The 12,789-nt window shown below is 68.0% G+C and carries 14 protein-coding genes; 9 read left to right on the top strand and 5 right to left on the bottom strand.

Going from position 1 to position 12,789, the window contains the following annotated elements:
* Positions 1 to 67: 67 nt before the first annotated feature.
* The gene (locus NO931_RS05295) at positions 68 to 646 is read left to right on the top strand and encodes a DUF7090 family protein (protein ID WP_256391593.1); all 579 of its coding nucleotides are present in this window, start codon (positions 68 to 70) and stop codon (positions 644 to 646) included.
* 7 nt (positions 647 to 653) lie between these two features.
* Here the strand turns inward: NO931_RS05295 and NO931_RS05300 are convergent, their stop codons facing one another.
* From NO931_RS05300 to NO931_RS05310, 4 genes are read right to left on the bottom strand one after another with little or no spacing between them, the layout of a single operon-like run.
* Positions 654 to 1,430, bottom strand: coding sequence for a DUF7089 family protein (locus tag NO931_RS05300; RefSeq protein ID WP_256391594.1), 777 nt, complete (start codon positions 1,428 to 1,430; stop codon positions 654 to 656).
* A complete protein-coding gene (locus NO931_RS20910) occupies positions 1,430 to 1,516 on the bottom strand; it encodes an adenosine deaminase (protein ID WP_445668781.1) in 87 nt (28 codons plus the stop codon). Before NO931_RS20910 ends, NO931_RS05300 begins: the two co-directional genes overlap by 1 nt.
* Positions 1,517 to 1,564: 48 nt before the next feature.
* Positions 1,565 to 2,002, bottom strand: a complete 438-nt coding sequence (locus NO931_RS05305; RefSeq protein ID WP_256391595.1) for a type II toxin-antitoxin system VapC family toxin — start codon at positions 2,000 to 2,002, stop codon at positions 1,565 to 1,567.
* The gene (locus tag NO931_RS05310) at positions 1,986 to 2,276 is read right to left on the bottom strand and encodes a hypothetical protein (RefSeq protein WP_256391596.1); all 291 of its coding nucleotides are present in this window, start codon (positions 2,274 to 2,276) and stop codon (positions 1,986 to 1,988) included. Before NO931_RS05310 ends, NO931_RS05305 begins: the two co-directional genes overlap by 17 nt.
* A 123-nt stretch (positions 2,277 to 2,399) precedes the next feature.
* On the opposite strand from NO931_RS05310, the gene hemB reads away from it, so the two are divergent.
* From hemB to NO931_RS05325, 3 genes are all read left to right on the top strand, one after another.
* On the top strand, positions 2,400 to 3,380 hold the full coding sequence (gene hemB, locus NO931_RS05315) for a porphobilinogen synthase (RefSeq protein ID WP_256392040.1): 981 nt from the start codon (positions 2,400 to 2,402) through the stop codon (positions 3,378 to 3,380).
* 61 nt (positions 3,381 to 3,441) lie between these two features.
* On the top strand, positions 3,442 to 4,650 hold the full coding sequence (locus tag NO931_RS05320; protein WP_256391597.1) for a hypothetical protein: 1,209 nt from the start codon (positions 3,442 to 3,444) through the stop codon (positions 4,648 to 4,650).
* A 52-nt stretch (positions 4,651 to 4,702) separates the two neighbouring features.
* The gene (locus NO931_RS05325; protein ID WP_256391598.1) at positions 4,703 to 5,878 is read left to right on the top strand and encodes a hypothetical protein; all 1,176 of its coding nucleotides are present in this window, start codon (positions 4,703 to 4,705) and stop codon (positions 5,876 to 5,878) included.
* 12 nt (positions 5,879 to 5,890) lie between these two features.
* Here the strand turns inward: NO931_RS05325 and NO931_RS05330 are convergent, their stop codons facing one another.
* Positions 5,891 to 6,367, bottom strand: coding sequence for a cupin domain-containing protein (locus tag NO931_RS05330; protein ID WP_256391599.1), 477 nt, complete (start codon positions 6,365 to 6,367; stop codon positions 5,891 to 5,893).
* 406 nt (positions 6,368 to 6,773) lie between these two features.
* Between NO931_RS05330 and NO931_RS05335 the strand changes: the two genes are divergently transcribed.
* The 5 genes from NO931_RS05335 (at position 6,774) to cobA (ending at position 12,784) form a co-directional block, all read left to right on the top strand.
* Entirely contained in the window at positions 6,774 to 8,486 is a 1,713-nt protein-coding gene (locus NO931_RS05335; RefSeq protein ID WP_256391600.1) for an ammonium transporter, read from the top strand.
* A gap of 223 nt (positions 8,487 to 8,709) precedes the next feature.
* Positions 8,710 to 10,047, top strand: a complete 1,338-nt coding sequence (hemL, locus tag NO931_RS05340; protein WP_256391601.1) for a glutamate-1-semialdehyde 2,1-aminomutase — start codon at positions 8,710 to 8,712, stop codon at positions 10,045 to 10,047.
* 206 nt (positions 10,048 to 10,253) lie between these two features.
* Positions 10,254 to 10,682, top strand: coding sequence for a hypothetical protein (locus NO931_RS05345; RefSeq protein WP_256391602.1), 429 nt, complete (start codon positions 10,254 to 10,256; stop codon positions 10,680 to 10,682).
* Between the two features lie 120 nt (positions 10,683 to 10,802).
* On the top strand, positions 10,803 to 11,927 hold the full coding sequence (gene hemC, locus NO931_RS05350) for a hydroxymethylbilane synthase (protein ID WP_256391603.1): 1,125 nt from the start codon (positions 10,803 to 10,805) through the stop codon (positions 11,925 to 11,927).
* Entirely contained in the window at positions 11,924 to 12,784 is an 861-nt protein-coding gene (cobA, locus tag NO931_RS05355) for a uroporphyrinogen-III C-methyltransferase (RefSeq protein WP_256391604.1), read from the top strand. The genes hemC and cobA overlap by 4 nt, the downstream gene beginning before the upstream one ends.
* The last annotated feature ends 5 nt before the right edge of the window (positions 12,785 to 12,789 follow it).

The following is a 12,789-nucleotide window of genomic DNA, read 5'->3' on the forward strand; positions in this document are numbered from 1 at the left end:
CCCCCTGCTACCGTCTCCCGATCCGCCACCCGCAACCTTAAGTTCGTCCGCTGGGTTTTCGGCACGTATGGACTACTCGCTTGCGGTAGACGGCGCGCCGGAGACGATTCCCGGCGGGACCGGCGTCCTGTTGCTGCACCCGAGCACCGGCGAGACCGACCGCATCGACACCGACTTCTTCAAGACCGACACCGATCACTTCCTGGTCATCTCGACGCGGACGACCGCCCGCGAGGTCAAGCAGAAACTGGAGTACTACGACGTCGACGAGACGTCCGCCGAGATCCTCGACACGCTCAGCGTCGAGCGGGGCTACTCCCGACGATCGAGCGACGCGGTCCACTACGTCGGCTCGCCCGACGACCTCGACGGCATCATCGAGCAGACCGAGCGGTTCCTCGACTCTCACGACGGGAAAGTTCGGATCAGCCTCGACTCGATCACCGAGCTGGCGTACTACGCCGGCGAGGAAGAGACCCAGGAAGCGGTCGGCGAGCTACTGGAACTGCTGGCAGAGCACGACGCTGTCGGTCTCTTTCATCTCTCGAAGGAGGTCCACCCCGAGGACGTGCTCGAATCCTACCGCGAGCAGTTCGACGGCGTGATCGATCTGGACGCCGACGGCGAGACCGACGTCGAGTTCTGACGCCGCTCTACAGCTTCTCGAACGTCTTTTCGGCCCACGTCACCGCGTAGTCGGCGCCGCGATTCGCGTACGCCCGGTTGTCGAGCGCGCCGAACGGATCGGGCAGTTCCTTGCCGTGCTTGATCCCGCTGCAGGCCAGTTCGGTCGCGTCGGCGAAGTCCGTCTGGCCCTGCGCGACCGACGCCGGCAGGTCCGTTAGTCGCCCCTCGATCCGCTCGCCGGCGTCCTCCCAGGCCGCGCCGAGTCGTGAGCCGTCCTCGCGCCACTGGCCGAACGTGTTGCGAGTAAAGAGCCCGACCCAGGCGTCACAGAGCGCGGCGGCGATCTGGTAGGTGCTGTTGGGATCCAGATCGACGGCGGCGTCGAGCGCGGGGTAGCGGTCCCCGAAGAACTGGATGAAGTGCTCGGGCGCGTCGACGCCGAGTTCGACCAGCGCCTCGCCGATCAGGAAGTCGACGAACTCCTCGGAGGCTCCCTCCACGCGGGGCTTGACCAGCACGATCGGCGGGTCGGTCTGGCGGGTCCAGGCGACGCTGCCGTCGCCCGGCATCCCGATGGTGAAGTCGCTCCCGGCGTAGCGGTGGAGCAGCTGCGGCGCGTCCTCGGGAATCCACTCCTCGGAGTACGTCGCGGGGGCCAGTTCGTCGACCAGCAGCCCGAGATCCTCGGCCTGTGCGGGCGGGAGCGTCTCGAAGTCCGACTCGCAGTCGAGCACGACGGCGCCGGGGACGAGTTCGTCCCGCACGGCGGCGAGGTCCTCGGGCAGGTCGCGTTCCGAGAACATCAGGCGAGCGTCTGGACGATCAGCACGAGCGAGAGGACGGCGGCGATGCCGACGGTTCCGATCACGATCTTGGTGGCTTGGCTCATAGTCGCACGCTGGCGTCGCGGTCGCTTAAAACCTTTCAGACGCGGCGACTACTCGGCGAGGGTGATCGGATCGACGCGCTCGACGAGGCCGTCGAAATCGTCGTCGAAGGATAGCACCGCGTCAATGTTGCGTTCCTCGACCAGTGCCACCGTCGTCGCGTCGGTGAAGCTCAGGGCGTGGTCGTCGAACCGATCGAACGCCGCGACGGCGCGCTCGAAGCAGTCGGACGAGACGAACAGCAACGAAACGACATCGGGGTAGTCACCGGCACCGCGGATCCGTTCGCCCGCTTTTCGCGCTGCTTCGACTCGGCTCGTCCGGGACAGCGTGAGCGTCACCGTCTCGTCGAACACGTAGTCGCTCGTGAACGCTTTGCCGTACCTTCCTGCGAGGAGTTCGCGCATTGCCGCCGCCGCGGCGTCGTGGCGCGGCGAGGATCGATCGTGGTGAGCGTAGAAGACGCCGGTGTCAACGAAGATGCTCATCGTCGTACAACACCTCGTCGATCTCGTCTTCGTCTACTGGGTTCTCCGACGCGACCGTCCCCGACATCCATCGGTCGATCTCTTCCTCCGAGAGCCCCTCGAAGTCGTCCCTGTACGAGTCGACGAGTTCGTCCTTCGATTCGTACGACTCCTCGACGAGTCGGTCGAGCAGTTCCTGTTGGGTGACCTTCGTTCCCGTCTCGAGCCGAATTTCGGCCTGTAACTCCTCGAGTCTGGATTTGGCTCGCTCACTTATCTTTACTGAGGTACTCATTACTACTGAGTAGAAGATTCTACCGGTTAAGCATTTCCACGCTTCGCGATGAGTTACGAGGGCGACGACAGTGACAGCGCGACGAACGACGAGAATTTCACCGTCCCGTCCGTAGCCCGGATCATGAACTTCACCGATCGCCCGCGCCGGCTCCGCCGCGACGGCGTCCGCGAGCTGGTCAGCGAAACCAGCCTGGCGCCCGAGGATCTGATCGCGCCGGTGTTCGTCGACGCGACCACGGACGAGCGGGTCCCGATCCAGTCGATGCCGGGCCACGAGCGCGTGCCGATCGACCAGGCGGTCGACCGCGTCGAGGAGGTCCTCGCGACGGGCGTCGAGGCGGTGATGCTCTTCGGCATCCCCGAGTCCAAGGACGCGCAGGGCTCTCGCGCCTGGGCCGAGGACGGCGTCGTGCAGGAGGCGACGCGCCGGATCACCGCCGAGACTGACGCCTACGTCATCACGGACGTCTGTCTCTGTGAGTACACCGACCACGGCCACTGCGGCGTCGTCGAGGAGACGGCCGCCGAGGATCCGGACCTCACGGTGAAAAACGACGAGACGCTCGACTTGCTCGGCAAGATCGCCGTCTCGCAGGCCGAGGCGGGCGCCGAGATGGTCGCGCCCTCCAGCATGACCGACGGGATGGTCGGGGCGATCCGCGAGGCGTTAGACGACGCCGGGTTCTCCGACGTGCCGATCATGAGCTACGCCGCCAAGTACGAGAGCAGTTTCTACGGCCCATTCAGAGACGCCGCAGACGGCGCGCCGGCCTTTGGCGATCGGCGTCACTACCAGATGGACCCCGCGAACCGCGAGGAGGCTACCCGCGAAGTTCGGCTGGACGTCGAGCAGGGCGCCGACGTGCTGATGGTCAAGCCCGCGCTGCCGTACCTCGACATCGTCCGCGACGTCGACCGCGAGTTCGACTACCCCGTCGCGGCGTACAACGTCAGCGGCGAGTACGCCATGCTTCACGCCGCCGCCGAGAAGGGCTGGCTCGATCTGGACGCCGCCGCGACCGAGTCGCTGCTGTCGATCAAGCGCGCCGGCGCCGATCTGATTCTCACCTACTTCGCCGAGGACGTGGCGCGGCGGCTGTAGCGCGCGTTCGGATTCGGCTGCGGGCGATAATTTTAACAGTTGACAGTTTGAACGCGAACTCATGACTTTCCTGTCACGTCGCGACCTGCTCCGCCGGGCCGGCGCGGGCGCCGCCGCGTCGTCGCTCGGTGCCCTCGCGGGCTGTTCGGGCGTGCTCCCGTCGGACGACGCTCCCGAGCCCGACACCGCGCTGGCGCCCGATCGCGACCCGACGTATCGGCGGTGGGTTCCCTCCCCCGAGGTTCCAGAGGATGGACTGGATTTCGTCGGCTACTGGTATCTCGACGTTCGCGCGCTGCGAGCGCACGAGGATCAGCTTCCCGAGTCGCTGTACAAACGGTTTGCAAACGTTCGTGGCGGGCAGGACGCTTTCGGGATCGCCTTCGAGGACATCGAGGCGGTGATCAATCCGATGCCGCTCTGGACCTCCGTCGTCGTCGGCTCGTACGACGCCGACGCCGTCGTCGAGACGTTGCTCGGAACGGGCTACGAGGAGATGGGAACCCGCGGCGAGTTCACGCTGTTCGAGGGGACGCTTGGCCAGCGTGCCGCCGTGAAGGATGGTGCGGTGATCTGGACGCACGAACTGTACGGCAACGATCTTCTCGAGGCTGTGATCGACGCACACCGCGGCGAGGTCCCGCGGTTACACGAGTACAGCGATGCCGCCGCCGCGCTGACCGAGGCTATCGGTCGCCCGGATCGAATCCAGAGCAGCGTCGGCGTCGACGCCGAGGAGAGACTCGAAATCACTCGTGCAAACGGGTACGCACAGCTCGCCGACTTCGACGGCGAGCGGAGCCACGAATCGTTCGTGGTGCAGTTCCCCGAAGCCCAGCAGGCCGAGGCGCTCGACGAATCGGTGCTACGCGACGCGGTCGGCGATCGGTTGTCGGGTGGCGGCGTCGACGCGGTTCGGACGGACGGCCGGAGAATCCGCCTCGACGGGACGACGCCGACCGCGGAGTTCGGCGCCGATGTCGATGGAACGACGGAGCCGGTCGTCACCTGGACGGTCGAGTACGACGCGTTCGCCTCGAAGCTGACCGTCGAGCACGCCGCCGGCGATCCGGTCGACGCGGATCGGCTAACGCTCGAAACCGACGTCGGCGACTCGTACGATCGGCAGTTCGCCGACGAGTACGAGACCGTCGGCCCCGAGGACTCGGTGACGCTCTTTACCGACGAGCCGTTGCGAATCCGCTGGCGCTCGGAGAGCGGCACGTTCATCCGACAGTTCGATCCGTCCGATAGCGCGTCTCCGCGATAGAATTCCCAAAGTAGGCGGTGGTTTTAAGATAAAATGCCTGAAACAAGCGTTCATGGCTTACCTGTCACGCCGCAAACTTCTTCGGCGATCGGGCGCGGCGCTCGGCGTCGGCGTGCTGACGGCGTCGAGCGGCACGGCGACGGTGACACCGGGGACGGCGCTGGCGCCGGATCGCGCGCCGACCTACCGGCGGTGGCTTCCGGCCCCTCGGACGTTCCGCGACGCGGACGACTACTTCGCGCGCTACGTCGACGTCGCGACGATTCGCGCCCACGACGACGTTTCGGTCGGCGAGGCTCGAGGGCTGGGGTACGCCCTGGGGCCGCCGGATCACCTCGGAATCCCGGAGGGGAGCGTCGACGAAGTGATCCAGGCCGGGCTGTATCTGGGCGGTGTCGTGCTCGGGACGTTTGACGCCGACGCCGTCGTCGAAACGCTACTGGGGAGTAGCTACGAGCGGGTCGGCGAGTACGGCGGCTACGACCGGTTCGAAGGGTCGCTCGGTCAGCGTGTAGCCGTTCGCGAGAGCGCCGTCGTCTGGGCCAGCGAGCGGCTCTCGGGGGAATACGTCGAAGCGACGATCGACGCCCGAAGTGGCGACGCGCCCCGGTATCACGAGGAACGCGACGCGTTTGCGGCGCTCACGGAGCGGATCGGTCGACCGACGGTACTCACGACCTCTGCGGGCGATCGTGCGATCACCGAAGGACCCCACACGAACGCTACGGGACACGCACTGCTGTGGTTGCTCGACGGCGCTGACGCCCACCGCACGCAACTGCTACAGTTTCCCGACTCCGAGGCGGCGGGGGCGGTCGACCGGGCGAAGTTCCGCCGGGGCTCGCTGGGCGGAGCGTTCACGCCCCCGCATATCGCGGTCCGCCAGAGCGGTCGGTCGGTCCGTCTCGACGGGACGGTCGGCGTCGCCGAGTTCGCCGAACGGGCCGTGGACGGCGCGACGCCGGCCGTGACGTGGGCAGTCGATCACGATCCGGCCGCAGACGAGGCGACGATCGAACACGCCGCGGGCGACGCCGTAGACGCCGCGACGCTGACGCTCGAAACGCTCGGCGGCGAGACCGAGCGGCAGTTCGCCGACGAGTACGGGACGGTCGAACCGGGGGACGCGATCACGGTTGCCTACGACGCGCCGAACGACGGCGCCCTCCGGATCGTGGTCGGTGACGGGTCCGCCGTGTACACGCGACGGTTCGATCCTGCGGAGTAACGCGACGCCGACCTACCCCTGCTCGTAGCCACACTCCGTACATTCGAGTTCGAACTGTCCGCTCGCGAATCCCACGTCCTGCGTGGTCTCGTCCTCGCACTCCGGACAGTACGCCCGCGAGTACAGTTCGTCCCAGTCGTGGCTGGCGCCCGGCGCGCCGATCGCCCAGCCGACGACGCGCTCCTCGTCCTCGTTCGAGCCCTTCTGGAACTCGCCGGGCGGGAACCGGATCAGCTCGCCGGCCCCGACGTCGACCGTCTCGCGGTCGACGCCGACCTCGAACGTCGCGGTGCCGGCCTCGACGTAGAAGATCTCTTCTTGATCCTCGTGGGTGTGGAGCGCGCCCGAGAAGGACTCGCCGGGTTCGAGCTCGAAGTAGTTCATCGCGACGTCGGTCGTGCCGAGCGCGCGCGAGACCGGTTTCCGGACGCTGTGGACTCGCATCGGGTTGATCTCCGTCTCGACGCTCTCGATCGCGACTTTCTCCATGCCCACAGGTCCGTCCCGCTGGGCAATAAACGTACCCCGAGTTCAGTGTTGTACTCGCTCGCGTATCGGCGGGCCCGCCCGCTGCGCGCTCGCGGCGAGACGCGCCGGGTAAGGAAACGGTCGTTCGGCGCCGACGATCTCGACTGTACGACCGTCCAAAAGTTATACCGAGTGACGGACGAGTTCGTCCGACGAACGTCCTTATATACGTATAACGTACTATTACTTCGAGAGATTTCCAATTAGGAGGTTCGATTATAGACGAACGTCAACGCTAATCCTTATATTGGTGTGCTTCCTGAATCTCAATCGTGATGCAGAACACGATCGTTCGGAATACGAGTGAATTGGTGGACGACTACGGGTCCTCGCCCCCGAGGACCACGCGGTCCGTGGAGGTGGCAGCATGGTAGCGCCGCTGCAGGTCGATCCGACGGTGCTCGCCGAGGGTATCAACCTCATGTGGGTACTGGTCGTGTCGTTCCTGATCTTCTTCATGCACGCTGGCTTCGCGATGCTGGAGGCCGGTCAGGTGCGTTCGAAGAACGTCGCGAACCAGCTGACGAAGAACCTGCTGACCTGGAGCGTCGGCGTGACGGTGTTCTTCCTCATCGGTGCGGGCGTCTCGTCGCTGGTCGGCGGAAGCGGGTTCTCGCCCGCCTTCGCCGCCGAGAGCGCTAACGACTGGGTCAGCTGGCTGTTCGGCGCCGTCTTCGCGATGACGGCGGCGACGATCGTCTCCGGCGCAGTCGCCGGCCGCGCGAAGCTCCGCGCGTACGTCAGCTACACGTTCCTGCTGGCGGCGGTCATCTACCCGGTCGTCACCGGCCTGACGTGGGCCGGCGAGATCATCGCGATCAACGGCGTCGTGTTCCAGGACTTCGCCGGCGGTATGATCGTCCACGGGATGGGCGGCGTTGCCGGGCTCACGGCAGCGTGGGTGCTCGGTCCGCGCATGGACCGATACAACGAGGACGGCTCGGTCAACGTCATTCCCGGTCACTCGCTGACGTTCGCCGTGCTGGGGACGCTGATCCTGGCCTTCGGCTGGTACGGATTCAACGTCGGCACCGCCGCGACGGTGTTCGCCGTCGAGGACGGCGCGCTCGTTCTCGGCGCCTTCGAGACCGTCGGCCGCGTCGCGATGACGACGACGATCGCGATGGCCTGCGGCGCCATCGGGGCCGGCGCGGTCGCGCTGCTGAAAACGGGCAAAGTTGACACGCTATACGTCGCGAACGGCCTGCTGGCCGGCCTGGTCGGGATCACCGCGATCCCCGACACCACCACTTGGTGGGGCGCCTTCGTGGTCGGCGGCCTCGCCGGCGCGCAGCTCCCGATCGTCTTCGGCTTCGTCGAGAAGCGCCTGAAGATCGACGACGTCTGTGCGGTGTTCCCGGTCCACGGCTCGGCCGGCATCCTCGGTACGCTGCTGTTCCCCTTCGTGGCCACCTCGGCCGCACTCGAGGGAACGAGTATCGCCGAAGCGTTCGCCGTCCAGCTCCTGGGCGTTTCCGTCATCGCGCTCTGGACCGTCGTCGCGACCGCCGCGGTGTTCGGCGCGCTCAAGCTCGCCGGGCAGGCTCGGGTCACCCCCGAGCACGAGCGTGACGGGCTGGACGTCTCCGAACACGGCGTCGACACCTACCCCGAGTTCGGCAAACCCGACGTCGCGACCGACGGCGGTCAGCGCTCCTCCGGAGCGCAGACCTCGTCGGAGCTGCGCTCTGACGGCGGCAAGGAGATCCGCACCGACGGTGGCGTCGAGAAAGAACGCGACATCAAGATGGTCATGGCGATAATCCGCCCCGACCGCCTCGGCGAGGTCAAGAAGCAACTCGCCGAAGCGGGCGCACCCTCGCTGACGGTGACCAACGTCTCCGGCCGCGGCAGCCAGCCCGCGAAGAAGGGCCAGTGGCGCGGCGAGGAGTACACGGTCGACCTCCACCAGAAGGTCAAGCTCGAGTGCGTCGTCGCGGACACGCCGGTCGACGAGGTCGTCGAGGCGATCCGCGAGGGCGCCAACACGGGCGAGCCCGGCGACGGCAAAATATTCGTGCTGCCGGTCGACGACGCGCTGCAGGTCCGCACCGGTAACAGAGGGCCCGACGCAGTGTAGGGCCGCCACGCCCCGGTCTGGTCCGGCACGACGCCTTCGGTCCGTTGCCTCTGCTTCGCTTTGGCCGTTCTCGCGACCGGCTCGCGGGTGGCGCCCGCGCCCGCGTCGCACCCTTTCTCGCAGCTTTTTTCGACGTCCGATAGCTTCGCTTCGGACCGCCGTTCGACGCCACTGCCTCGCTGGCTTCGGTACTGACTTTACGCGCGAGCGCCACCGTGCGAGCATGAACCACGACCGCTCTCGCGACCTGTACGACCGGGCGCTGTCGGCGATTCCGGGCGGCGTCAACTCCTCCGTTCGGGCGATCCGCCCGTATCCGTTCTTTGTCCAGCGCGGCGACGGCGGCCACGTCGTCGACGCCGACGGCAACCGCTATCTCGATTTCGTCAACGGCTACGGCCCGCTGCTGTACGGCCACGATCTTCCGGATCCGGTGCAGGCCGCGGTTCAGTCGGCGGTCAGCGAGGGGCCGATGTACGGCGCCCCGACCGAGGTCGAGGTCGATCTCGCGGAGTTCGTCGCCCGCCACGTCCCGAGCGTCGAGATGACCCGGTTCGTCAACTCCGGCACGGAAGCGACCGTTTCGGCGGTTCGGCTGGCGCGGGGCTACACCGGCCGGGACAAGATCGTCGTCATGCAGGGCGGCTACCACGGCGCTCAGGAGTCGACGCTCGTCGAGGGGTCGGCCGAGAACCCACAGCCGAGCACCGCCGGCGTCCCCGAGGAGTTCGCCGAGCACACGCTGCCCGTGCCGTTCAACGACTTCGACGCGATCCACGAGGCGTTCGAGGCCCACGGCGACGAGATCGCGGCCGTGCTCACCGAGCCGATGCTCGGGAACTCGGGCATCGTGATGCCGGAAGACGGCTACCTGGAGACGCTGCGCGACGTCACCGAGGACCGCGGCGCGTTGCTGATCTTCGACGAAGTCATCACGGGTTTCCGCGTCGGCGGCCTCCAGTGCGCCCAGGGGAAGTTCGGCGTCACGCCCGACGTGACGACGTTCGGCAAGATCGTCGGCGGCGGCTTCCCCGTCGGTGCGATCGGCGGCCCCGCCGAGATAATCGAACAGTTCACTCCGAGCGGCGACGTGTTCCAGGCCGGCACGTTCTCGGGGCACCCGGTCACGATGGCCGCGGGCTACGAGTCGCTCAAGTACGCCGCCGAGAACGACGTGTACGAGCACGTCAACGAGCTGGGCGAGACGCTTCGGCGCGGTCTGACCGAGATCATCCACGATCAGGCGCCCCAGTACACGGTCGCCGGCACGGACAGCATGTTCAAGGTCATGTTCACGCGCGAGGGGCCCGACGCGACCGACGGGCACTGCGAGGCCGGCTGCGAGCAGCGTCCCGACTGCCCGCGCTACGACTACTGCCCGAAGAACGCGGCCGACGTCGCCGACTGCGACACCGAGCGCTGGGAGCGGCTGTTCTGGCCCGCGATGAAGGAGCGAGGCGTGTTCCTGACGCCGAACCAGTTCGAGTCGCAGTTCGTCAGCTACGCCCACACCGAGGAAGACGTCGAGACGGCGCTCGACGCGTACCGGGAAGCGCTGTAGGCGTCGCGACGCCGCCGACGCCGCGGGCGCTTCGGCATCGACGCCGCGGGCGCTTCGGCATCGACGCCGCGGGCGCTTCGGCGTCCCGCCCTCGCCGACTGTGCCCTCCCGATCGCATCGCGGTAGCCGCCCCGTACCGTCGCGCGACGCCGCGCTCGGGCGGTAACCCCCGCATACTTTTCCCGCCGTTCTCGGACAGTTCGCACGTGTCCGACGCCACCGCATCGCAGGCGTCGTCGATCGGCTCCGACGAGGAACAGCTGTCGGGGGCGGGGAGCCGCTGGTGGTACCTCGTCGCGACCGTCCCGGTCGTGTACACGCTCACGCTGGCGCTGGCGCCGATGTTCACCCTCTCGGTCGTGCTCGGCAACCCGCTGCCGACGGCCGGCGTGTTCCTCTCGCCGAAGGTGACGATTCTGGTGCTGGGGACGCCAGCGCTGCTCGTGACGCTGTCGCTGCCCCTGGCGCTCCACCAGGATCTCCGGAGCCTGCCCACCGAGTCGGCGGCGACCGACTGGTCGCCCGATCGCGAGACGTGGGTGCTGCTGGGTGCGGTGGGACTGTTCGTCCCCGGCTACGCGCCGGTCGTCGCGTGCTACTATCTGTTCCGGCGCGTCCAGCAGGTCGGACTGTAAGCGCAGTTGCGGGCCCGACGACGCCCGACGTCGCGCCGATGCTCGATCGATCGCTCCGGCGTGACGCCGCGCTGTCCGCCAAAGAGTGTCCTTTTCACCGTGGCCCCCCGAGAGGCGCGTATGAGTACTCGCGGCCCGATACGCCTGGCGACGCGGAGTTCCGATCTGGCGCTCCGCCAGGCGGCGACGGTGAAGGCGGCCTTAGAGGACCGCCGCTACGACGTTGAACTGGTGGAGGTGGAGACGACCGGGGATCAGATCCAGGACGAGCTGATCCACCGCCTCGGCAAGACCGGCGCGTTCGTCCGGAGCCTGGACGAGAAGGTCATCGAGGGCGAGGTCGACGCCGCGGTCCACTCCATGAAAGACATGCCGACCGAGCAGCCCGACGAGCTGATCGTCGCGGGCGTCCCCGAGCGGGCCGCGCCGGGTGACGCCCTGGTCACGCCGGACGGGGCGACGCTCGACGAGCTGCCCGACGGCGCTACGGTCGGCACCTCGAGCCTGCGCCGGCAGGCCCAGCTGCTCGATGCCCGCCCCGACCTGACGGTCGAACCGCTCCGGGGCAACGTCGACACCCGGATCGAGAAGCTGCTCGCGCCCGGCCTGCAGGCCGAACACGAGGCCCGCACCGACGCCGAGAAAGAAAAGAAAGGAAACACCGACAACGACGACTACGAGCACCCCTACGAGCGCGACGTCGAGACGTGGTTTTCCGGGCTCGACGAGATCGAGCGCCGCGCCCTCGAACGGGAGCCCGACGTCGAGTACGACGCGATCGTGCTCGCGGAGGCCGGACTCGACCGCAGCGGGCTGGCCCACCGCGTCGAGTACCGCAAGCTCTCGCCCGAGCAGTTCGTTCCGGCACCGGGGCAGGGCGCGCTCGCGGTGACGAGCCGCGACGACGAGGTCGGCGAGGCGATCACGACGATCCTCGACAGCCCCCGCACGCGCGTCGAGACGACCGCCGAGCGCACGATCCTCGACGAGCTCGGCGGCGGCTGCGTCGCGCCGATCGGCGTCCACGCCGTGCTGCGCGGCGAGTACGTCCACGCCGACGTGCAGGTGTTCAGCCGCGACGGCTCCGAGTCGGTGACGGCAGGCCGCGACCTGCCCGCCGAGAACCACGTGTCGGCGGCCCGGTCGTTCGCCGCCGAACTCGCCGACCGAGGCGCCGACGACCTGATCGCCGAGGCTCGGCGCGACGACGAGGAAGCCGAAGCCAAGCGCGAGGAATCCACATGAACGCCCGCGATCCGGACGCCGCCGCGGACGCGTCGGCGTCGGACGGGCAGGCCGACGGCAAGGTCTACCTCGTCGGCAGCGGTCCCGGCGATCCGGATCTTCTCACGGTGAAGGCCCGCCGGCTGCTCGACGACGCCGACGTCGTGCTCCACGACAAGCTCCCGGGTCCGGACATCATCGGCCTGATCCCCGAGGAGAAACGCGAGGACGTCGGCAAGCGCGCCGGCGGGGAGCGCACCTCCCAGCAGTACACCAACGACCGGCTCGTCGAGCTCGCGCGCGAAGGAAAGACGGTCGTCCGACTGAAGGGCGGCGACCCGTTCGTGTTCGGCCGCGGCGGCGAGGAGCTGGTCCACCTCGCCGAGCGATCGGTACCCGTCGAGATCGTGCCGGGCGTCACCTCGCCGATCGCCGGCGCCGCGGTCGCGGGCATTCCCGCAACCCACCGCGATCACGCCTCCAGCGTCACGCTGGTCACCGGCCACGAGGACCCCACCAAGGAGGAGTCGGCGGTCGACTGGGACGCCCTGGCGGCGACCGGCGGCACGCTCGTCGTGCTGATGGGCGTCGGCAAGCTCCCCGACTACACCGCCGCGCTGCGCGAAGCCGGGATGGACGCCGACACGCCCGTCGCACTCGTCGAGCGGGCGACCTGGCCCGACCAGCGCGTCGCGACGGGGACGCTGGACACAATCGTCGACGTGCGCGACGACGCCGGCATCGAGCCGCCCGCGATCACCGTGATCGGCGAGGTGGCCGCGACGCGCGAGCGCGTGCTGGACTTTCTGGACAACGAGCCGGACGCCGACGCCGCGGACCGTCCCGACCGGGACGTCTTCGGCGCCGGGGAGGACTGACCCGT

Source organism: Natronoarchaeum rubrum (genome assembly GCF_024494695.1).

Coding starts and splice junctions, on each gene's coding strand:
- NO931_RS05295 (WP_256391593.1), top strand. CDS start 68: ATGGACTACTCGCTTGCGGTAGACGGCGCGCCGGAGACGATTCCCGGC.
- NO931_RS05300 (WP_256391594.1), bottom strand. CDS start 1,430: ATGTTCTCGGAACGCGACCTGCCCGAGGACCTCGCCGCCGTGCGGGAC.
- NO931_RS20910 (WP_445668781.1), bottom strand. CDS start 1,516: ATGAGCCAAGCCACCAAGATCGTGATCGGAACCGTCGGCATCGCCGCC.
- NO931_RS05305 (WP_256391595.1), bottom strand. CDS start 2,002: ATGAGCATCTTCGTTGACACCGGCGTCTTCTACGCTCACCACGATCGA.
- NO931_RS05310 (WP_256391596.1), bottom strand. CDS start 2,276: ATGAGTACCTCAGTAAAGATAAGTGAGCGAGCCAAATCCAGACTCGAG.
- hemB (WP_256392040.1), top strand. CDS start 2,400: ATGAACTTCACCGATCGCCCGCGCCGGCTCCGCCGCGACGGCGTCCGC.
- NO931_RS05320 (WP_256391597.1), top strand. CDS start 3,442: ATGACTTTCCTGTCACGTCGCGACCTGCTCCGCCGGGCCGGCGCGGGC.
- NO931_RS05325 (WP_256391598.1), top strand. CDS start 4,703: ATGGCTTACCTGTCACGCCGCAAACTTCTTCGGCGATCGGGCGCGGCG.
- NO931_RS05330 (WP_256391599.1), bottom strand. CDS start 6,367: ATGGAGAAAGTCGCGATCGAGAGCGTCGAGACGGAGATCAACCCGATG.
- NO931_RS05335 (WP_256391600.1), top strand. CDS start 6,774: ATGGTAGCGCCGCTGCAGGTCGATCCGACGGTGCTCGCCGAGGGTATC.
- hemL (WP_256391601.1), top strand. CDS start 8,710: ATGAACCACGACCGCTCTCGCGACCTGTACGACCGGGCGCTGTCGGCG.
- hemC (WP_256391603.1), top strand. CDS start 10,803: ATGAGTACTCGCGGCCCGATACGCCTGGCGACGCGGAGTTCCGATCTG.
- cobA (WP_256391604.1), top strand. CDS start 11,924: ATGAACGCCCGCGATCCGGACGCCGCCGCGGACGCGTCGGCGTCGGAC.